The organism is Streptomyces sp. NPDC058246 (assembly GCF_042881985.1).
Lineage (GTDB): Bacteria > Actinomycetota > Actinomycetes > Streptomycetales > Streptomycetaceae > Streptomyces.
In genome coordinates this window covers 108200-127730 of sequence record NZ_JBHVWZ010000025.1, presented here as the reverse complement: position 1 = coordinate 127730, position 19531 = coordinate 108200, and the positions used below count along the sequence as shown (strand labels likewise).

Sequence of the window (19531 nt, the reverse complement as noted above, 5' to 3'; positions counted from 1 at the left end):
GACCAGGCCGTGCAACAAGTAAGCCCCGCCACCCCACCCCCCGTCACCCTCCGACAAATCGGGACTTGACACACACATAAACAACAACTAAAAGCACCCCCCACCCACCACCACCAGCCCCCACCCCCGCACGGGACACGCCCCCCACCCACCCAAACCCAGACCACAAAAAAGGGGGGCCCACAGCCCCCGGCAGCCCCGAGCCCCCCGCAGGCCCCGGCACAGACCACCAGCAGCCTCACCGACCGCCCCACCGACCAAAGCCCCCCGGAACCACCGCCAGCCACCAAACAACCAACCCCCACACCCAGCACCACCGCCCACGAAAGGCACCACAACGCCAGCGTGAGCGCTACGCGAAACAACCCCATCCGCGACAGGTCCCGGACAGCGCCGCAACCAGGAGCTCTCCGGCCGATCAGGTGGCCTTCGCTTGATCTGCTCGTTGTATCGGGCATGGGACGGGGAGAACGCGGTGATCTGTCGGACGCGGAGTGGGAACGCCGCGGCCGTTCCTGCCGGTGGGCAACGGCCGGTGCGGGCGGTGGCACGATCACCGCCAGGTGATCGACGGAATCCTGCACCGAGTGCGGGCCGGGGTGCACTGGCGTGACCTGCCAGAGCGGTTTGGGCCCTGGAAGACGGTCTACGAGCGCCATCGGCTGTGGGCGGCGGACGACACCTGGGAACGTCTGCTGCAGCAGGTTCCGGCTACGGCCGACACGGCGGGAGAGACCGACTGGGACGTCTCGGTGGACTCCACCACCGTGCGGGCACACCACCACGCAGCCGGCGCGCACATCGAACCATCACCCGCGCCCGCCAGGCCAAAGGGGGACGAGGCGGCAGAACACCAGGACGAGACTCCGTGGCAGAGCCCCGTCGGCCGACTGGTGGAGGTGGTGCAGGAGGTGAGGGCCTGGGCCACTCGCGCGGCGGCTTCACCAGCAAGATTCACCTGAGCGCCGACGGTCGCTGCCGTCCGCAGTTTCCCGCCATCCGCAGTGCCGGGCCAGGCAGCAGACCATCATCGACCCCGTCCATGCCCGCGCCACCGCCCTCCTGCGCGGCGACTACCGCCACCACCAAGCCTCCCAGGCCCTGCCCACCCGCCGGCACAACGCCGCACCGCACGTGATCTCGTCGAGGTCGAATAACGCCAACTCGACTCCTACGACCGCATGTTCACCCTCATCGAGGGCGGCGGCCAAACCGATGATCCGGAGATCTCCTGATGCCCGCCACGACCAGGACCGCCGCCGCGGTCAAGTCCGGGACCGGCCGTCGCGCCGGTCTCGGAGGGGTCGGCCAGCCACGCGGACGCGGCGCCTCTCCCCTCGCGTAGCGACGGCGCGTCATGTCTGCGGAGGCCGAGGGAGACTTCCCTGCACCACGGAAAGGAATTCCAACTGGAAGCGGCCTGCACACGGCCACGGACGGCTTCTGCAAATCGACGACGATTACGGTGGAATGCGCGTACGTGTCGTACCCGGTGAAGGCTCCGCTGGTCTCCGCCGCAGCTCCCTCCCCCTCGCAAGGTACGCGATTTTCCGACCAGAGCAATTTGCGCGGCATCTGTCCGCGAGCAACCTCCGCCGACACATCCACCAGTTGGAGGACAGCGCCAGGGAACGCTACCGGCAGCATGGGAGCCAGAGGAAGAAAGTGCGCTGAGCATGGTTCAGCGACTATCGGCCGTACAGGGAGAGAACATGCTGGACAACAGCCAAGCCTTCACCGGGTACGAGACATACACAAATGCCGCGGAACTCGTCATCAACCCGCAGACCGACGCCATAGCCGCCTGCAGTTTCCCTCCGAGCTGGAGTCCTCAATGCAACCAGGCAGACCACTCTGCTGGTCCGAAAATAGAGGATGAGCCCAGGTCAGCGAGGTAGTGACTGGCGGGTGTTCATACGGCCTCGACGGAAGTGGTCTGACGAGCGCATCGCCTACAGTTCGACCTCGAGCAGGTGGGACATGATCGAGTTCGTGTCGCTGGCGACGTCGGGGCCGAGGTCGACGCGCTCGTGCTCCTGGTCGTAGGCGAGGAACCAGCCGACCCCTCGAAGGACAGCCGGCCGCGTTCATTGGCTGCCAGATCCGGGCCTGACTGCCAGTGGCAGGAAGCGGCTTGTACGAGGCTGGCCAGGCGATCGGGCGAGCCCGGGCAGGGTGAGCGTCTGTGCGAGAACCTCGGGCTCTCAAGGGCCGTGCCCGGCGAGGGCAGCGGCGCGCTCGACCAGGCGCGGGATCCGCTGCGGAAAGGGGTGGAGTTCTTGGTACACCAACACCATGGGGGCGACTTGGCGAGCGAGCCCGTCTTTGCCGCAGACTTGGATGACTGGAGCCCATCCTTGGGGTGCGGAGGCGTCCGGCACAGCTTTCCAAACTCCCCCGTAGTGGTGGATAAGGACTTCTGCAATGAACGCCGACAGCTCCGAGTGGATCCAGACCCAGTTGTTTTCCTCGAACTGCCGCCACGGCATGCGGTTGATGAGGTCGTCCAGGACCGCAACTGCCGAGAGCGGATCGGCATCGAACGCCTCAACGTCTCCGCCGAGACTATCGATCATGTCGCGTATCGCTGGCCGTGCTCCGCTTGCCCACTCCTCAATATCGATATCCATCTCCGGATCCTAGAACCCAAGTCCCCGGCAGGCGGATGCGGGAGCAGTTCAACGGGATCCTGCGGCGGTTCCGCACCGGCTCTGGCTGGCGTGACGTGCCAGAACGATACGGATCCTGGTCGACGCTCTATGACCGGTTCAATGCCTGGTCCAAGGCCGGGGTGTTCCAGGGCCTGATGGACACGCTGATCGCCGAGGCCGCGTCCCGTGGGCAGGTCGGGCTTGAGCTGGTCAGTGTGGATTCCACAATTGTCCGGGCTCATCACGAGTCAGCCGGTCTGGCGATCGCCGGGGAGACGTTGGACGAGGAACTGCGGGAGCTGGAGCGTCAGCGCGGCATCGCGGCCCGCCCTCCCGCACCGGACTGGCTGGTCGAGCGCGGCCTGTCCGGTCAGGACTTGATGTCCGTCCACACCGGCGACGCGCGTTCAGGGCCGCACGGACACCCTCGCCGACCAGTTCCGGGCGGCGGGTCGGGTCGGGTCGGCCGTGGGCATGAGTGATCCCGCCCTCATGCATTGTGGAAGGCGTAGGTCCAGGCCCGGGCCAGTACCCCGTTCTTGTCGATGCGCAGTAGGGCGATAAGAACGTGCTGGGGAAGAAGCGACCTTTCGTCGTGCTCCTCGATGATCGCTCTGGTGCGCAGGCCCGTGATCCAGAGGGCCACCATGGCCAAGAAGTTCTCCAGGCTGAATGCTGCGGGAAGTGCCGCAAGCGCGTCCTCACCCGGTTCTGCGGGAATGCGAAGTACGTGACCGGTGGGGCCGTCGACGACGAGTGCGCCGCCCATCCATCGGCCGAACTGGAAGAATGGACCGGTCTCCTCGGGCCTCTCGATGTCCGGCGGCCAGGGGGTCTCGGTCAGAACGTCCTCCAACTGCTCGTCTCCCCAGGGGTAGATGCCCATTCCTCCTTCCCGCATGTCGGGGAGGCCGAAGGTGATGAGAGCACGGCGGGTGGCTTCGTCCGCCAGTCGTTCGGGGATCTCGTCCTCGTCGAACTCGCGGATTGCGTCGGCTCCGTACAACTCGGCGAGGTGTGAAGGGCTGGGCGGAGGGGCGCCGACCGGGGCGATCTCGCCGGGGGCGGCGTACAAGCCGGACAGTGGGGGAACGTTGGGGAAGCTGAAGCCCTCGAACGCCGCGCCGGGCGCCGGCTCGATGGCGAAGAGGCCGCCGGGTCCGCCGAGGATGACACGGTCGGCCAGGGGCAGAGGCGGGCTGTGCAAGAGGGTGAAGTGAGCGCTGCGGGCGTCGGGGACGGCGTGCCACAGGTCCCGGAAGGTCTCGGGGGCGGCGCGGCCGCTACCGGGAGACGCGGGCCTGGCGAGGTCGGCGCGATGTTCGGCGGGGATCTCGTTTGCGTTCCAGGGACCGGCGAGAAGTTCCCCTGTGGCGGCATCCCAGACAGCGGTCCGTGAAGTGGCACTGTACAGCCCGGCGACGGCTGGCCGGCCTTGCCAGCGGACTTCGGCCAGTCCGTCGACCGGCCCCGGGCCGAGGAAGCGCGGGTGGTAGCCACCCGGGGGCCGCCAGCGTGTCCAGGCCGCCTTCCACGGCAGGCGTACGCCGGATTCAGCGACGGCCGAGGCGAAGTCACCGTCGCCCCTGGTGGTCGACATCAGGTGCAGCCAGGAGGCCCATTCCGGCTGCCCCGGCGGTACGACACCGTAGAGCCAGAGGTAAACGGCGTCGGCGGCGGCCGAGTTGCCGGGGATGTTGCCCTCGAACGCGAAGTACGCCGCGTCAAGCAGTGCCGTCTGCGGGATGTTCGCGAGCGGACCGCCCTGCCGCAGTAGTTCTTCGAAGGCCCCCGCCTGAGCGGCGTGCATGGCGAGCCCGTTCGCCGCGTACGACCCCATGGGGCCCGACCGGCTCCATCCCATGGGATGGCGGAACTCCGGAGCGTGACGCGAAAGCCAGTCGGTCATGTGCCGGTTGACCCGCCGCAGCTCTGCGGGGTCCATGTCCTGCCGCAGCGCCTCGGCCAGGCCCTCGTCCGCGAAGGACACCCCGTCCGGTCCCGGCAGAAGTTCCGCTGTGGTCAGGGTCAGTTGATCGAGCTCGGCCATGGAGACCGGTTCACCGCTCAAAGCCGTTGTCAGCTCGGCCCACGCCTGTGTCGGTACGACGCGCGGCTCCGCGAGCGCGAGCGCGCGCAGCGCCGTGGAGTCGGGGAGGGCGGATGCGTTGTCGTGTTCCGGGAGCTGGAACACGACCCGGCTTTCGTTCTGCTCGTATTCGTCGTCGTCATCTTCGTCACCCGCAGCCAGCAGGTCACGCGGGATGACGTGGGCGAGCACCCCGACTCTACCGGTGGCGAGCGCTTCGATCGTCCCCGAGATGAGGTGCTCGGGTTCGGAGGAGCGCCGGGTCGACCCCGCTCGATGCGTGTTCGTGACGATGAGCAGACGGTCGCCAGCCATGTCGTACAGCTGGGCGCGCCACTCGTCCCGGCGACCCGGGGCAAGGTCGACACCAAGGGCGAGCAACGCAGTTTCGTGCACCTGCTCCGCGGTGAGGCCGGAGGCATCGACGAGGACACTTTCACTCATGCCGCTGTGCAGTTCGCGCAGGACCATTGCCCCGTCGGATCCACTCGGATCGACGAGGTACGCGGCAGTGCCCGCCGGGCGCCGGGAGTGCCACCAGTCGCCGATGTGCGACACGGTCCCTTCGGTCACTGTTTGTCCACGTCCATCTGATCATTCAGCCCGTACTCGCGCCTGGCTCTCTGGACTCTAGCCCTAACCTCCGTGTTTCAGCTGGGGTCGATTGAAATGCGCGGATGGTCGCGTGGGTGGTGCGTGGGCGGCTGGGCATGGCGGGGGCCGGCGCGTGGCCGGGTGCTCCTGGGGTTCCTCGGGTGGTGGGTGGGCAGGGGCGGTTCGGCTGGTCAGGTCGCGGGTCGGGGCGGGGCCGCGAGGCGAGTGAACGCGTCGGCGAGTTCGTGGCGCCAGGGCCAGGTGTCGGCGATCCGAAGGTGGATGCGTACGGTGTCCAGGCGTCCTTCTCGGTCGGACACGCCGTCACCGCGCCGATCCGCCAGGCGATCCGCGCCCTGCCCCCGCAGGTCTGGCATCCGGCACTGGAGCAGGACGGAACCCAGCGCACCGGCCTTGTGCAGGGAGCGTATGTGGGTCAGGAAGGCCTTGGCGCTGCCCGCGCTGTCGGCGCGGATGAGGATCGGGGTGCCGTGGCGGTAGGCGTCGGGGATCTGTGCGAGGGCCGCGTCGACCATGCGGTTCCTGGAGCTGCGCCGCACCGGCCGAACCCCGCAGCCGGCCGACTTCGACCACGACTTCCCCGTCCTGGTCTCCCGCACTCTTTCCGACCTCACCCCCGACGAACGGCACGTGCTCCGCTCCGTCAGCCTCCTGGACTCCTTCGACGTCCCGCTCGCGACCCGGTCCGCGGGCATGGCCCACGAGGCACCCGCCCTGCGGCTCATCGAGCGGCCCTTCGTCCGCGAAGACTCGTTCGCCCTGTGGTCGTGCCACCTGCACGGGCTGGTCCGCTCCACGATGCGCACCGCTGACGACCACACCGACGACCGGCGGCCAGGTCCTCGTGCCGCGAGTTCTGCCGGGCGTCGAACCGTGTTTCCTCGAGGGCCGTCGCAACGGCGACGGCGTCCATGCCCCTTCGCCCGGCGCCGGGCGACGCGGCGGCCGATGTGGGCGGGGTCGACCGGCGCGGGGCACGGCGACGCGCGGGGCGAGCGGGCGGCGGGCGCCGCCGGGCGGCCACATCCTGGTCATCTTCGGCCTCGTATTCATGGTGCGGATTCGGGAGCGGGCCGCAGCCAGAGCGCTGTGCGACGGCCCGCGAATAATGAGCCGAAGCACGGTAGTTGTCACCATCGGCATCCGCTGGCCTGCGGCTTCAGTGAGTACGAAGCAGGGCGGTTGTCACCGATGCAGCGCGCTACGTGTCACCAGCGGCAAGCGAAGCAGGGGCGATGTCACCGCCTCAGACGGCTCCGCAGCCGCCTGAGCTGTCCCGCAACCCCTGTGGCCGCCTCTGCATGCTCCGTCCGCCGGCCCTGATGACAGCTATCGCGCTTCGGCTCATGACCTCCTGTGACCGAGCGCTTCACTTGGCCGCTTTGAGCACGAGAGTGGCCAGTCTCGTTCCGTGTTCAGCCTCTGGAGGGCAGGGTGTCAAGCAGCGGCCCTCGGCGATCACGGGTCATACTTCGCGCGCCCTACGCGAACCCCGCACCCTACGATCACCTGGTACGACTGCCGGAGGGGCGGGAATGCTTGAGGACATCGAGGACGGGACAGCGGCAGCGACGCGGCTCGCGGGAGGTGCGCCGCTTCAAAGCACGCTTGATGTCGCCGACCCCGGCGACTGGCTCGCGCTGGACGCAGGAGTGCGCGAGGTGGCCTGGTACCGCCCGCAGTTCCTGCCGGGGTGGGAGCACTCCGCCCCACTGCCCGCCAACCTGACTCAGCTCGGCGAGTCTCGGCTCGCACTCGCCCTCTGCCACCGCGACGGGCGGATCCGTCAGGAGGCGCTGCGCCAGCCGGTCCGATACCCCAGTCTGCTGCCGTTGGTCGTGATCCGCTGCGCCGATTGGGTCGGCCCAGTGCGCGAGCACGCCCGGCAGCTGCTGTGCGAGGCCCTGAACGTGGACTCTGCCCTTGACCTTGCGCCGCTCATCCTCCGCGTCGGCCGCCGCGACAGAGGTGCCTTCGGCGTCGATGCGCTCCGCCAGATCCTGCGCCAGGCATCCCACGGGCAGCTCGCTGTTCTCTTCGCTGACCCCGACCGCATCGTCCGGCGGTTCGCGTACCGGCTGGCCATCGAGGGCCGACTGCTCCGTCCCGCTGAGCTGGCCCGCGCGGCCGCCGGGGACCAGGACACCGTGGTCCAGGACCTGTGTGCCACAGCGGCGCTCACGGCTCTGGGGGATGAGGAGGCCTACGAGGGTGTGCTGCCTCCACTGCTGTCCGCACGCAACCCGCGTACCCGTTCGGCCGGCGTCACCGCGCTGAGACGGGCGGGACGGTCAAAGCAGGCGGAGCCGTTTCTCAGCGACCGGTCCGCGCTCGTGCGTGCTTGCGCCCGGTATGTCGTACGACAGCAGGGAGGTGACCCGGCGGCCTGGTACCGCGAGCGGTGCTCGGCACCGGACGACCCCGAGTTGTCGCCCGGTGCGGTCATCGGGCTGGCCGAGTGCGGGAACCGCGCGGACGCCAGCCTGCTGTGGCCGCTGCTCGTGCACCCGGCGGCCGGGGTGCGGGCGCGAGCGGTGGCAGGACTGCGGGCACTGGACTGCGTGGATGCGAAGCAGTTGTGGCCGCTCCTCGACGACCCTGCCGCCGGTGTCGTCCGCGAGACCGCCGCCGCCCTGCTGCCCTCGGCCAAGGAACTGCCCGCCGAGCGGCTGTTGGAGCGCACCAGCTCCGAGCAGCCGCGGCACGTCCGCGTCGGCGCATTCCGGCTGCTCGACGCGCGCGGCGGCATCGTGGCGCTACAGGCGGCGGTCGGTCTGTTCGAGGACCCGGATATAAAGCTGCGCACCTGGGCGGGGCAATCAGTGCAGCGCTGGCATCCGTCGCCGGACGGGCGGCGCGGCGACGCAGAGGTGGGTGAACTGCTCGACCGGAGCCGACACCTCTTCAGCGACCACGTGCTGCGCCGACGCAAGTGGGAAGCCGGGGTGGACAGCTGAGACTGCACCGCGGTCCAGAACTCTGCTCAGCACGCCGTCCGGTGGCCCTGGTGACAGCACGCCTTCCTTGGTGACAACTATCGTGCCAGCGGCCTACCCGCTCGAAGAAGTTCTCCATGGGCTGACCATGCACCAGCCGATCCGCCGGTGAGCAGCGAACCACGAGATCGGTGCCAGGTGCGCCGACCCGCCGTGCCGTTCCTTTCAAATTTGGAAGGAACGGCCTTCTCCTAAGGGGGTGGAGGCCGGTACGGATCAGGGCAGTCCAACTTCGATGACGATCCGTCCAGAATCGCTGTCACCGGACACGGATCTCCGGGTTCCTGCGGAAGCCGCTGGTGATCAGCCAGTGATCAGCAAGACCAGGAGAACCGACAGGGTGCCGGCTGTGAGCGCCGCTCCCACGACGGTGAATACCAGGTAGATCGACGGGTTGTCCCAGCCTCGGATCTCGAAGCGGCAGGGGTTCTTCTCGTCGTAGAGGACCGTGACGGAGTTGCCGATGCCGTAGCCGTGGAGAACTGTGCCGCGGCCGAAGTTGGAGGGGTACGTGCAGTCGCGGCCGTCCCGGGTGGTCCAGGCCACGACGGGGTGGTGGTACTTGGCTCCGTCGTCGTCTCGCCTGGTGTCGTGACGCACGACTCGGCCTACCGCAGTGATTCCGGTGCGTCGGAGCGCGCTGGCGCGGCGGAGTCCATACACGCCAGCACAGAGGAAGCTCACGCCGATCAGCAACGGTATGAGCGAGAAGAGCCATTCGCGTTCCATGTGGTGTCCGACGCGTAAGTGACGTCATTGGTTGCTGGGCAGATGTGGCCGCCTCTGTTGCCGCGCCGGAACGTGAGCATGGTCTTTTCCGCAGGTCGGTGCGGCGTTGTGGCATGCGGCCGCTGGACGTCAGGCGGTCCGCCGGCGCGATCTTGTGGAACCCGTGGAGGTCTCCGGTGGGTCAGACCGTGCCTATGCCTCCGCTGCTGATGGCGTCCCCGTCGGTGTCCGCACGCTACTTGTCATCGGCGAGGGGCGAGGCAGGCTTGCTGTCACCGGACACGTCGCAGCTGGCGAGGCGTATAAGTCGGATCGTTCGGGGGCTCAAAGCTGGCTGATCTGTCATCGCCAAATATGGCTTGCCCGAGGCCACTTCACAGCTGGTACGGGTCGGTGAGGCCGGTCACCGGGACACCGGAACGCCGGGAGATCAGTCCGGCGAGCTCACCTACGTCGCTGTACGTGGTGTTGAACCTCCACACAGCTTCGCGGCCGGTCACCCGCGCCGTGAACGCCACCTCGTAGGCGAAAGCGCTGCCCGCCGGAAGCGAGCCAATGGCGAACTGCGTCTTCTCGCCCTCTATCGACCGGATTTCCGACCACGCCACGCTGACCACACGTCTGCCGGCGGCGTCGACGAAACCCTCCGAGAACAGGTAGAGCCCACCACGCATGCGCTGAAACCAGACATAACCCCATGTGATGACGATCAGCAGGCCAACCACCACAACGCCGCGGCCCCAGACGTTCTCCGGCCCGTTGACCAGGAAGTTCATGACGACGACGAGGATCACCAGACACGCCGCCGCCCCGCCGAGGCCGGGGCGGCGGCGCACCCGGTGCTCGAACTCGCCGAGGTTCGCGCGGGCGGCGCGGGCCAGCACGCGGAGCGCTGGCGTGTCGGTTGGCTTGCTCGTCCCGGCCATCGGGCCATGGTAGCGAGCCAGCCGCTCTCGACCGTCAGGCCCGCGTCCATCACCGCAACGAACTGAACACCGCCGACCGCCGCGAATGCACCCTAGCGGTCCACTCCCGGCCGCAGGACACACCTCCTTGTCCCCGCGGTGTATCGCCACCACCCGCCGACGCGCGTGCTGCAGAGCCCGCCACCGCCTCGACCTTGACCTACCGCCAGAACACCGCCGGGCGTCCAGGGCGCGCCGCCCAGTCTGTGACAGCAAGCCTGCCTCTGTGACAACTATCGTGCTTCGGCTCACGAATACGGTGTGACTGGACGAGGCCGGGATCGAGGCCCGGTTATCTTCGAGGGGCCCCTGGCACCTCCAGCCGCCTCCACCCGCTGCAGCGCCCGAAGTTCGGCGAACTGCTGGCGTGCGCCGGGCCGGGCGACGCCGTGCACATCTCCGAGATGTTCCGCCTCGTACGCGGCACCGGGCACATCCTCGACGTGCTCGACGTCCTCCACCGCGACCGTCTCGCCCTGCGCATCCACTGCGGCGCGTTCTCCGCGATGGACCTCACCGCCCGCCACCCGCGCACCGGAGAGCTGCTGTCCACCGTGACCAGCCTTAGCGTTCAATCCTGGAGCATTACCGGCGGGACCCCGTACCAAGCCGTGGCCACGGCGGGGTCGTCGGTCATCGGGACCAGCTGGAGCGGCGGCTGGACGTCGTACTCCTCAAGCAGGTCGACGAGCAGGGCCCTGCAGTCGTCGTACGGACGTGCTCGTACGTCGCCTTGCTCGGGGTGGGGCAGGACGTCCCAGGCCGCGAAGTGGGTGGGCAGGTTCTCGGCGAGACGGCGCGCTCGGGCCGGGGTGGATAGGGAAGGCGACTGCTCCCGCCGCGAGATCGATCTTCCCTTGGGCGTAGATCACGGCCTCGCCGTCCAAGGCCACGCCCGGCGGCAGCATGTTGAAGGCCGCGAGGCCAGACTGAGCCATGTCTCATGAGACATCTGCGTGCAGCTTCCGTCGGGGTTTCGTTCTGCCTCTTTGTTCGGCGCTTGCGACGTGCTGGTGGGTGTGTTGCTCCGGGGGTGGAGGAGGCCGGTATGTCGCTCGGCCTGCTGCGCCAAGAACCAGGCATGTGCACCGGGTTTGGACGAAGCCGACTCGGCCAGTCCGAGCCCGGGGTGCGGGCAGGGACACGGTCGGCCTCGGGTCTTGCGTCGGGCAAAAGAGCTGACATGCACCAACGTCAGGATCCGGCAGCGGACACGTGGCGAGCCAACTCGGTGGCCAGGCGTCGCATGACCGCGCGGTTGGCGCGCCGCATCGTGGCCCGGACGACGAGTGCCAGCAGGCGGTCGGCGAGCGGGGCGCGCGCCCAGGCATACGTGAACGACAAGTGACTCCCACCGGTCCGCAGCGGTTCGATGGTGTAGGTGCCGTGGGCCAGACGTCGGCCGGCCGCGCTGACGTTCCGTTCGACGATGCGCCGCGGCGGGTCGGCCTCGACGACCTCGATGGTGACGCGGGTCTTCGTGCCGCCCAGCGCGGCTGTGACCGTGGCGCACGATCCGATGCCGCGGCCTGGGCCGCTGTAGCGCCAGTCGGTCAGATAGTGGTTGGTGAACAGCTCGTGGTGAGCCATGACTTCGAGGAAGTCGTAGACCTGCTCGGGCGCCTGCGGTACGTCGATCGACACGGTGACAGACTTCATGTACCACACGGTACACAGGGCATGTACCAATTGGTACACTCATGACGTGGTGAATACGGACGGCTCACATCCTGAGGGCGAAGCAGAGCCCGGCACGGACGGGGACCGGCGTGCTCAACTGGTGAACGCAGCCGTGGACTACGTCGCGGCACACGGCATCGCGGACCTGAGTCTGCGCGGCCTGGGCGCCGCGATCGGTGTCAGCCACCGCATGCTGATCCACTATTTCGGCTCCAAGGAACACCTGCTCGTCGAGATCGTCCGGACGTCGGAGCAGCGCCAGCGTGATCTGCTGTCCCGGCTCAGCCTGGAACCCGGTCTCTCGCCCGCCGATGCTGCGCGGCTCCTCTGGCAGCAGCTGACGGACCCTCGACTAGCCGGTCAGGAGCGGCTCTTCTTCGAAATCTGCGGGCACGCGCTGCGGGGTCGCCCCGAGGCTACCCCGGTCCTCGAAGGGCTCGTGAACGACTGGCTGGAGCCGCTCGTGGCCGCCGAGGTTGCAGCAGGGACGGACCCTCTAGTGGCCCGGAACCGCGCCAGGCTGGGGCTCGCCACCGTCCGCGGTCTGCTGCTCGACCTGCTCGCCACCGGTGACCGCGACGGCGTCGACGCGGCGATGGAGGACTTCCTCCGGCTGTACTACGGCTCGAAGTGACGGAGTCGCCGATCAGGCCAAGCGGCTGTGCCGGACGACGACCACCCTTCGAACATCGGTCGCCGAGGCAGACGTACGCCTCGACCTGCTTCGCAGGCTTTCTGAGACATATTCGAAGCGTCTGGAGAACCGTCGACTTCATCTCGTACCGCCGGCCCGCCCCGACCGACAGGGTCGGGACGAGCTCGGCGAGCGCGACATCGACGGGGAAGTCCACGCACTCAGGCTCCGGCCGCCGCGGCACACGTGCACGCGGAGGGGGTCTTCCGAAGCAGCAGCATCACCGCCTTCATGGCCGGCGTGAGTGGGGTGTCCTGGGCGGCCGGCAAGGTGCCGTAGGCGAGCGCGACGTGGTCGATCGCCTTCATCTCGGCGCACAGGAGGCGGGCCCTGGTGCTCGGTGAGCTCGTCGCCGGCGTCGACCGCGAGCGAGGTGAGGGCGATCGCCGCGAGGACGACGAGCGCGGCAAGCCGAGCGAGGGGTGTGAAGCAGGTGGGGCCCTCACCAGCGCGGCCCGGCACACAGGCACGCGAGTGGTAAGGGCCGATCCCGTGTACACGTCGCAGCCGTGCAACCGGTGCCGGGTGGTGGACGCCAACTCTCGCAAGAACCAAGCGGAGTTCGTGTGTACCGCGTGCGAGCACACCGCGCACGCTGACGTCAACGCCGCGCCCAACATCCTCGGGGCGGGCAGGCCCTGTCAGCTTGGGAGACCTCGGCACCAGCCGGTCTGCGAAGCAGGAACCCGTAGGGCGGGCGACCGGCCGAAACCTCTGATAGAAGAATCCTCGGGTTTCGACCCGCGGAGGAAGTTCAAGGGGGCGCCCATGACCGCCGCAATCACCCGCTCGCGACATGCCGCCATCGGGCCGCGACCGGGAGGCTGCCGCGACGTGGCTTTGACCGAACTCGAAGCCGGCCCCGCCGGCCAGGCCCCGGGCTGTTTCGGGTTCGACGTGCCCGAACTGGCCCTGCACCAGGCGGAGGCGCACCTCACACGGGGCCGCACCGAGCAGGCCCGCACCCGCGCCGAGGGCTCCGCGGCGCCTGCACGCCCGGCACCCCCGGATGGGCCGCCGCCACGCTCGTCCTCGACCAGGCCGAGGCCTCCGACCAGCTGTCCGACGCCGCTCAGCGCGCCCTGGGCGTCCTCGACCGGATGCCGCCGAGCCGCCTGCGCGCCACCGCCCACACCCGGCTGGAGCACCTGGCGGGCCCGCTCGCCTCCCGCCCCGCCGAGTACGTGGCCGATCTGCGCGAACGCCTGCGCACACTTCCGCCCCCGGTCGACGCGTCCGGCGCCGCATCGGCGTGACACGCGCCCCGGGCCGGAACCTCAGCTCCCCTCTTCCACCTGAGTGCCCTTGTCCCACTCCATGACGACACGGAAGGCGCTCTTGGCACTGCCCTTGCCGAGGACGGCGATCAGGCCCCCGGAGTCGAATCCGATCTCGCAGTCGAATTCGACAGTGAGCCGGGTCGGCGCGGAGCGCCTGAGCGCGGTGCCGATGCGGTTGGCGAAGCCGCCGACCGCATCTGTGACTTGGTCGATGCTGGGTACGCGTGCGGCGATCTCACGCTCGTCGTCGTCCCCGCTCCCCACGGTCTGTTCGGTGCGTTGGGCCCGCACCAGCAGTCTGCTCCCGTCGGGCAGAGTTACCGGAATCATCTCGTCCGTCATGGGCTCCCCCTAACTCCCGATGTATGCAGGCATATTAGGTGCGCACGAGAGTGACTGCGGTCACAATCGACGCGTGACAAGGTCCGCTCTCGTCGACGCGCTGTCCGACGCCGTCCTCGCACTCAGGGGCGCCGACGGCGCCGAGGGCTCCGGATTCTTCGTGGGGCCCGGCCTGGTGCTCACCTGCGCTCATGTGGTGGGCTCCGCCGACGCGCCGGTCACCGCCCGCTGGCGCGGCCGGGAGCTCTCGCTCACAGCGGAGCCGGAGTGGTTTCGGCCGACGGGCCCGGACGGCTCGGGCGCCGACCTGGCGCTGCTGCGCGCACCCGAGGGACTCGACCACCCGGTGGTCTGCCTGGCCGAGGCGATCGAACCGGGGGACGACCTGTGGTCGCACGGGCACCCCCAGGGGCCCTACCGGGACGGCGACGCGGTCTCCTTCACTGCCCAGGGGCCCTCTCGTCGGGCGCACCAAGGTGGTTCGGTCGCTCTGTACCACGCGACGCACGGGCGGGCCGCCCCCGGTTTCAGCGGCGCACCGGTGATCAACTGGCGTACCGGCGCCGTCTGCGGCGTACTCCGCTTCGCGCACTCGCTGGAGCGGGGCGTGCCCGGCGCCCGGCTCATCCCCGTGCAGACACTCCTTGAGACGTACGACGTCCTTGACGAGCCCGGCGCTGTGACTCCCGCCCGCCGTGCCTGGATGGATCTCCTGGACGACGCTCAACTGCGGGCGGGCGGCTGGCGGTACGCCGGTCCGGCGCTGCGAGCGTATCTGGAGGCCGCGCGGGCGGCGGCTGACGATCATCCGTACGCGGTCCGCGTGCCCGGCGCCGTGACCCCGCCGCTCGCCGAGGTCTACGTCAGCCAGCACGTCTCACCCCAGGGCGCGGTGGAACCCCACGCCGACCTCGGCGACGCGCCCCTGCTGCCGGCGGACTCCCTGATCACAGAGCACGCCCGCGTGGTGGTGGTCGGCGGTCCAGGCGCCGGCAAGTCCAGCCTCAGCCGACGGCTCACCGCGCGGCTCGCCGACACCTGGCTGGCCGGGGGCCAACCTCACGCGGTGCCGGTACGGGTGCGGGCCGACGCCCTCGCGCAGCCCGGATACCTCTCCGATCTGCTGCGCACCGCCGTAGAACGGGACCCGGCCATACGCCTCAGAACGCCGCTGCCCCGCGATATGTTCGAGGGACCCCCACTGCCGGGAGTGCCATGGCTGGTCCTGGTCGACGGTGTGGACGAAGTACTCGACCCCGTGCAGCGTAAGACGGTGCTCGACACCGTCGCGTCGCTCTGCCGGACGCCGGAATTCCACATCCTGGTGACCACGCGGCCCCTGTCCCGTGAGGAACTCGAGCCCCTGCTGCGGGTGGAGGCACCCGTCTTCCGCATGCAGCCCTTCGGACTGAACGTGCTGCGCGAGTTCGCGAATCAGTGGTTGCACAGCCTGCGGCTGCCGGAGGCGGAGACGCTCACCGACCGCTTCCTCCAGGCGACGGAACGCAGCCACATGCTGCATCTGGCCGGCATCCCCCTGCTGGCGACCATGCTCGTGGTGATCTTCGCGGAGAGACCGGATAGCCCGCTGCCGCGCGGCCGGATCGAGCTGTACGAACAGTTCGTTGACCGTCTCCTGGAGAAGATGCACCGGCCGCCCACCCTGGCCCTGGAAGGACTGCGGGCCCGGGTCAAGGGGTATCCGGATGCCCCGGAAGCCGTGAGCGAACTCGTCAAGCGTGTACGGGGCCTGCTGGAGCAGCTGGCGGGGCACCGTCAGAGGATCGGCGGGCAGGAACTGTCAATGCTGGAACTGGCCGTCCGGGAGACCGCCGAGCTGCGGCCCGGCCACCTGCCCGAGGACGAGTGGCGCCAGGTCGTGGGCGAACTGCTGCGGCGCACCGGCCTGATGACCGGCGAGGGTGACGACCTCGCATTCCTGCACCAGACCGTGCAGGAGTTCCTTGCAGCCCGGCTCACGGCACGCACCACTGAGCCAGCGACGAGCGCAGGCCGGGCCGTGGTTTCGGGGGTGAGCGAAGACTGGCGGGTCCGCGACTTCCCCGAGGAGAACGCCTACGTGGAGTTCGTCTTCGGGCTTTGGGCGAAATATGGCATGGACGCTGGTGACCTGGTCCTGAGCCTGTTCGGACCGGGCCCCGTGCAGCGTCATCGGGAGGCGCACGCGCGCGCTGCGCAGAGCGCGCGGACGGCTGCGACACACCACGCGAACGCGATGGCATTGCACGACGCCGCGCTGACGGACGAGCCTGCGCAGCCGCGTCAGCCGGGGCAGGCCACCGGGCTGGTAGCCCGCCTGCTGCACGACAAGGGCTCGCTTCCGGCACGCGTACTGCCACAGATGCTCACCCGGCTGCGCGTCGCTGCACTGGACTACGGCTGCGCCTGGGCCGCCGGCGCTCTCGTCTACGCCGACCGAGCCGAGGGTCTCGCGCTGCTGGAGAACATGGCGACAGCGCCGCGACTCGCAGCCCACGAGCGCCTGGCTGCGCTATGGGAGCTGGCGGCATGGGACCGGGACCGGGCCGTCGCACTGCTCCGAGGGGCCGTAGCTACCGGCATGAGTTTCGCCGGAAGAACTACACAGCGGCGCGAGGTGCGCGACACCACTACATACTTCTATGACGTGCCCGCGGGGCCGCAGGCCGTCGTCACCTCACGCTTCGACGCGGCGGGGACCCTCGGGCTGCTGGAACACGCCCTGGGTGTGGAGGCCTTCACCTCCCTCGTGTGCGACGATTCCCTGTCGCTGGGGGACCGCCTCAGGGCGGCCATGTACCTATCGGAACTGTTGCCGGAGCTGCGGACCCTCCCAGCCCCGCCCTTGATCGCGGGACGGGATGTGGCCAGCTTGCGCGGCCCCGAAATCCTCGTCGAGGCCGCCACGGCGGAGAACGGACGGGATCCGGCCCGGCTGCTGACGGAGTGGGCGCTGGACCGGACCCGCTCCGGGGAGGAACGGGTGACCGCTGCGCAGGCGCTGGTACTGCATGACGCGAGGCAGGCCCGAGCTGTCCTGGAACAGCTGGTCCGTAAGCCCGAACTGAATCACGACCCCGACACGGCTGAGGTCGCCGGACTGCTGGCGGAGCTGGATCGCGGACGCGCCGTGCGTGCCCTCAAGAAGCGCATTGGCGAGGACACGTTCCACAGCGCAGGCCCGGAAGTGGTCGACGCGCTGGCGCGAATCAGTCCGCGGACGGCCGCGAAAGTACTCCGCCGCGAGTTCCGCGGCAGGAACTTTTTCAGACCACCAGCGCACCACGCGTACACGCTGGCGCAAGTCGACCGGAAAGCCGGTGAGAAGGCACTCCTTGCGATGGTCCGAGACAGCTTCAACTCCTCCGAACGTTGGGAGTCCGCCCGTCTCCTCGCCCGCGTCAACCGCCAGCTGGCGATCGCGGAAATTAAGGCGGTGCTCGCAAGCGACAAGCTGGTGTTTGATATTGAACGTTCGACCGCGCAGCGCGTCCTGAACGAACTGGAGTCCCCGCGCACAGAATCCAGTGCGCTCGAGTCCGGTGAGGCCAGGTCCCGGCCGATCGAACCCTCAGCAAAGCCACCACGAGCCCTGCCGGCGGGCCCCACCACACAGTGACGCCTCGCCGACTTGATTTCCGCTGGTCAGGTGGGCTGGTGTGATGTCGTCGAGAGGGCCTCGGGCCGACTTCCAGTACGAGATCTATCTGAACGGAATGACGGGTGCCGTACCGCGGCTGGCCACCGATCTGACCCGGCTGGAGGAGCTCACCGAGCGGCGGCTCGGGCCCGGTCCGGTCGGCTATGTGGCGGGCAGCGCGGGATGACCATCGTGTCCATCCCGGAGCGGCTGGGCCAGGACGAGTTCTTGGCCGGTCGCTGCGCCGCGACTACCGCCACGTCACCCAAGCCGTGGACGCCCCCGGTTCCCTCATCTCCTCCGACGTCCTCAACGGACTGATCGCCAGCCACCGGCTGGAACCACCTCGGCTGCGTCTGTCCGTTGATGGTGAGGCTCTCCCCCAGCACCGCTATGCCGTGCCCGTCACCACACGACGCCACACGGTGTGGCAGCGCACCCATCGGGCCGAACTGCACCAATGCCTGGCCGACGGCGCATCCCTGGCGATCGACGCAATCGACGAACAAAGTCGTTCGGGGAACGGTCACTGTGACCGTTCCCCGAACGGAAACTGCTGAGGCTGGCGTGACACGAGCGAGAGCAGCGGCGAACGCCATGGCGGTGGTGACCACCACTACCCGGAGCTCGCCAAGGAGCCCCACAGTTTGATCGTTCTCAAGTTCACTGCGGTGAACAGCGGCGTCCCGGCGCCTTCATCGGAACCAAGAGGCCGCGGACGAAACCTTGGACGAGGCCGCTGCCCACGGCAGAAGGAGCCTCTGACTCACCCCGTCTGCGTCCAGTCTCCGATGATCTCGTCGCCGAGGTTGCACCATGCGGTGCTCTCCGCGCTCGCCCATACCCAGGGACCGTAGTGCACGTACTGGTAGCCCCCCAGGGTCTCACACGTGATCACCTCACGGTAACGCCCCGAGTCGCACCAGGTTTTGTTCCCATGGTGGCCCCCGCTGCCGAACACCCGCTGGCCCCAACATGACTGCAGTGTGGAGTTGCTGGACGCAGGGACAGCGGTCGGTAACGAGCCGCTATCCGCTACTGCGCTCGGCGCTAGGGTCATCGCTCCCATCGCTCCCCCCAAGACGAGCGCAGTCGAGGCCACTGTCCTTGCGATACGACCTTTGATCATGCAGATCCCCTAGTTGTTGACGGGATGTGTATCTGTCGCCGACTCACTCCGTTGCGGCGGTTGATTGCTTGGTGCCTCAACGTAGGCGTCGCCGGAGGAGCACCGCCATGTTTTCAATGACCGTCAAAACGTGGCTGTCGTATTCGGTCAGCATGACCCGCTCCGATCGCGGTGGCCAGGCGATGACCTCCTCCTGCCTGGTCGCCACGTCCTACTTCGCGCACTCCGCCCGACTGCTGGCGCGTACCGCGCGGGTCCTGGAGGAGAACGACGGTGCCGAGCACTACCACGCCCTGGCCGACTCGATCCGTGATGACTTCCTCGGCAAACTGGCTGTCGAGCAGGGACAGAAGCCCATGTTATTCCTGATCAAGGCCGGGCAGTGCGGCGACTCCCCGCTTCTAGCCTGTCCTGCAGGCGGGTGCCGTCGACTCGCAACTGGGCCGCGGTCGACGGCGGGTGCTCCAGGTCGTCGATCGCCGCCTGCAGGGCAGTGGGGTCTAACGGCGGGAGCGGTGGGAGCGGCGCGGGCGAGGCGGTGGCGCGGCTCGAGGGCAGCGCCACGGTAGCGAACAGCGCGGCTGTCCCCGCCAAGGCGGCGCCCACAATTTCCCTTCGTGATACGCGCGTTGAGATCATGTTCCTCACGCTGTCAGCTGGGAAACGCCCGAGCATCAGGGGCATACCGGAAGAATCCCTGATCACACCCTGAGCCGTCCCG

15 protein-coding genes and 3 pseudogenes are annotated in these 19531 nt (G+C 68.7%); 10 read left to right on the top strand and 8 right to left on the bottom strand.

The genetic code is table 11. The features are described 5' to 3' along the window. Positions 1-456: 456 nt before the first annotated feature. A pseudogene (locus tag ACFVXA_RS29950) lies at positions 457-804 on the top strand (IS5 family transposase); the annotation flags it as partial. Positions 805-2204: 1400 nt separating this feature from the next. Here ACFVXA_RS29950 and ACFVXA_RS29945 read toward each other — a convergent pair. Further along, the gene (locus tag ACFVXA_RS29945) at positions 2205-2630 is read right to left on the bottom strand and encodes a hypothetical protein (protein ID WP_390027687.1); all 426 of its coding nucleotides are present in this window, start codon (positions 2628-2630) and stop codon (positions 2205-2207) included. Here ACFVXA_RS29945 and ACFVXA_RS29940 point away from each other — a divergent pair. Next, positions 2594-3133, top strand: coding sequence for a transposase (locus ACFVXA_RS29940; RefSeq protein ID WP_390027672.1), 540 nt, complete (start codon positions 2594-2596; stop codon positions 3131-3133). The genes ACFVXA_RS29945 and ACFVXA_RS29940 overlap by 37 nt on opposite strands. A gap of 8 nt (positions 3134-3141) precedes the next feature. Here the strand turns inward: ACFVXA_RS29940 and ACFVXA_RS29935 are convergent, their stop codons facing one another. After that, positions 3142-5313, bottom strand: a complete 2172-nt coding sequence (locus tag ACFVXA_RS29935) for an SUKH-4 family immunity protein (RefSeq protein ID WP_390027670.1) — start codon at positions 5311-5313, stop codon at positions 3142-3144. A 212-nt stretch (positions 5314-5525) separates the two neighbouring features. Beyond that, the gene (locus ACFVXA_RS29930) at positions 5526-5870 is read right to left on the bottom strand and encodes a hypothetical protein (RefSeq protein WP_390027684.1); all 345 of its coding nucleotides are present in this window, start codon (positions 5868-5870) and stop codon (positions 5526-5528) included. A 1020-nt stretch (positions 5871-6890) separates the two neighbouring features. Here ACFVXA_RS29930 and ACFVXA_RS29925 point away from each other — a divergent pair. Then, entirely contained in the window at positions 6891-8312 is a 1422-nt protein-coding gene (locus ACFVXA_RS29925) for a hypothetical protein (protein WP_390027668.1), read from the top strand. 342 nt (positions 8313-8654) lie between these two features. Here the strand turns inward: ACFVXA_RS29925 and ACFVXA_RS29920 are convergent, their stop codons facing one another. Continuing rightward, a complete protein-coding gene (locus ACFVXA_RS29920) occupies positions 8655-9080 on the bottom strand; it encodes a DUF3592 domain-containing protein (protein WP_384024024.1) in 426 nt (141 codons plus the stop codon). Positions 9081-9454: 374 nt separating this feature from the next. Continuing rightward, the gene (locus ACFVXA_RS29915) at positions 9455-10006 is read right to left on the bottom strand and encodes a hypothetical protein (protein WP_384024022.1); all 552 of its coding nucleotides are present in this window, start codon (positions 10004-10006) and stop codon (positions 9455-9457) included. A gap of 428 nt (positions 10007-10434) precedes the next feature. Between ACFVXA_RS29915 and ACFVXA_RS29910 the strand changes: the two genes are divergently transcribed. Continuing rightward, positions 10435-10992 (top strand): hypothetical protein, encoded by a 558-nt coding sequence (locus tag ACFVXA_RS29910; RefSeq protein ID WP_390027666.1) that lies wholly within the window; start codon positions 10435-10437, stop codon positions 10990-10992. A gap of 247 nt (positions 10993-11239) precedes the next feature. Here the strand turns inward: ACFVXA_RS29910 and ACFVXA_RS29905 are convergent, their stop codons facing one another. Beyond that, on the bottom strand, positions 11240-11704 hold the full coding sequence (locus tag ACFVXA_RS29905) for an SRPBCC family protein (protein ID WP_390027664.1): 465 nt from the start codon (positions 11702-11704) through the stop codon (positions 11240-11242). Positions 11705-11750: 46 nt separating this feature from the next. On the opposite strand from ACFVXA_RS29905, the gene ACFVXA_RS29900 reads away from it, so the two are divergent. After that, positions 11751-12359 (top strand): TetR/AcrR family transcriptional regulator, encoded by a 609-nt coding sequence (locus ACFVXA_RS29900; RefSeq protein ID WP_362030996.1) that lies wholly within the window; start codon positions 11751-11753, stop codon positions 12357-12359. 221 nt (positions 12360-12580) lie between these two features. Here the strand turns inward: ACFVXA_RS29900 and ACFVXA_RS29895 are convergent, their stop codons facing one another. Next, positions 12581-12727 carry a hypothetical protein gene (locus tag ACFVXA_RS29895; protein WP_390027662.1) on the bottom strand — a complete coding sequence of 49 codons (147 nt, stop codon included), beginning with the start codon at positions 12725-12727 and terminating at the stop codon, positions 12581-12583. A 25-nt stretch (positions 12728-12752) separates the two neighbouring features. Between ACFVXA_RS29895 and ACFVXA_RS29890 the strand changes: the two are divergent. Together ACFVXA_RS29890 and ACFVXA_RS29885 are read left to right on the top strand one after the other, a co-directional pair. Continuing rightward, positions 12753-12983 (top strand): annotated as a pseudogene (locus tag ACFVXA_RS29890) (hypothetical protein); the annotation flags it as partial. A gap of 536 nt (positions 12984-13519) precedes the next feature. Then, positions 13520-13675, top strand: a complete 156-nt coding sequence (locus ACFVXA_RS29885; protein WP_390027682.1) for a hypothetical protein — start codon at positions 13520-13522, stop codon at positions 13673-13675. A gap of 21 nt (positions 13676-13696) precedes the next feature. Here ACFVXA_RS29885 and ACFVXA_RS29880 read toward each other — a convergent pair whose 3' ends face one another. Continuing rightward, the gene (locus ACFVXA_RS29880; protein WP_384400034.1) at positions 13697-14041 is read right to left on the bottom strand and encodes a CU044_2847 family protein; all 345 of its coding nucleotides are present in this window, start codon (positions 14039-14041) and stop codon (positions 13697-13699) included. Between the two features lie 73 nt (positions 14042-14114). Between ACFVXA_RS29880 and ACFVXA_RS29875 the strand changes: the two genes are divergently transcribed. The 3 genes and pseudogenes from ACFVXA_RS29875 (at position 14115) to ACFVXA_RS29865 (ending at position 19379) form a co-directional block, all read left to right on the top strand. After that, entirely contained in the window at positions 14115-17660 is a 3546-nt protein-coding gene (locus ACFVXA_RS29875; protein WP_390027660.1) for a trypsin-like peptidase domain-containing protein, read from the top strand. A 43-nt stretch (positions 17661-17703) separates the two neighbouring features. Then, positions 17704-17865, top strand: a pseudogene (locus ACFVXA_RS29870) (alpha-hydroxy-acid oxidizing protein); the annotation flags it as partial. A gap of 1052 nt (positions 17866-18917) precedes the next feature. After that, a complete protein-coding gene (locus ACFVXA_RS29865; protein WP_390027657.1) occupies positions 18918-19379 on the top strand; it encodes a hypothetical protein in 462 nt (153 codons plus the stop codon). Positions 19380-19531: the final 152 nt, after the last annotated feature.

What these genes read in the sequence shown, in the direction of transcription:
- ACFVXA_RS29920 (WP_384024024.1), bottom strand. Translation starts at nt 9,080, where the DNA reads ATGGAACGCGAATGGCTCTTCTCGCTCATACCGTTGCTGATCGGCGTG.
- ACFVXA_RS29880 (WP_384400034.1), bottom strand. Translation starts at nt 14,041, where the DNA reads ATGACGGACGAGATGATTCCGGTAACTCTGCCCGACGGGAGCAGACTG.
- ACFVXA_RS29865 (WP_390027657.1), top strand. Translation starts at nt 18,918, where the DNA reads ATGTTTTCAATGACCGTCAAAACGTGGCTGTCGTATTCGGTCAGCATG.
- ACFVXA_RS29895 (WP_390027662.1), bottom strand. Translation starts at nt 12,727, where the DNA reads ATGAAGGCGATCGACCACGTCGCGCTCGCCTACGGCACCTTGCCGGCC.
- ACFVXA_RS29930 (WP_390027684.1), bottom strand. Translation starts at nt 5,870, where the DNA reads ATGGTCGACGCGGCCCTCGCACAGATCCCCGACGCCTACCGCCACGGC.
- ACFVXA_RS29905 (WP_390027664.1), bottom strand. Translation starts at nt 11,704, where the DNA reads ATGAAGTCTGTCACCGTGTCGATCGACGTACCGCAGGCGCCCGAGCAG.
- ACFVXA_RS29945 (WP_390027687.1), bottom strand. Translation starts at nt 2,630, where the DNA reads ATGGATATCGATATTGAGGAGTGGGCAAGCGGAGCACGGCCAGCGATA.
- ACFVXA_RS29885 (WP_390027682.1), top strand. Translation starts at nt 13,520, where the DNA reads ATGCCGCCGAGCCGCCTGCGCGCCACCGCCCACACCCGGCTGGAGCAC.
- ACFVXA_RS29915 (WP_384024022.1), bottom strand. Translation starts at nt 10,006, where the DNA reads ATGGCCGGGACGAGCAAGCCAACCGACACGCCAGCGCTCCGCGTGCTG.
- ACFVXA_RS29925 (WP_390027668.1), top strand. Translation starts at nt 6,891, where the DNA reads ATGCTTGAGGACATCGAGGACGGGACAGCGGCAGCGACGCGGCTCGCG.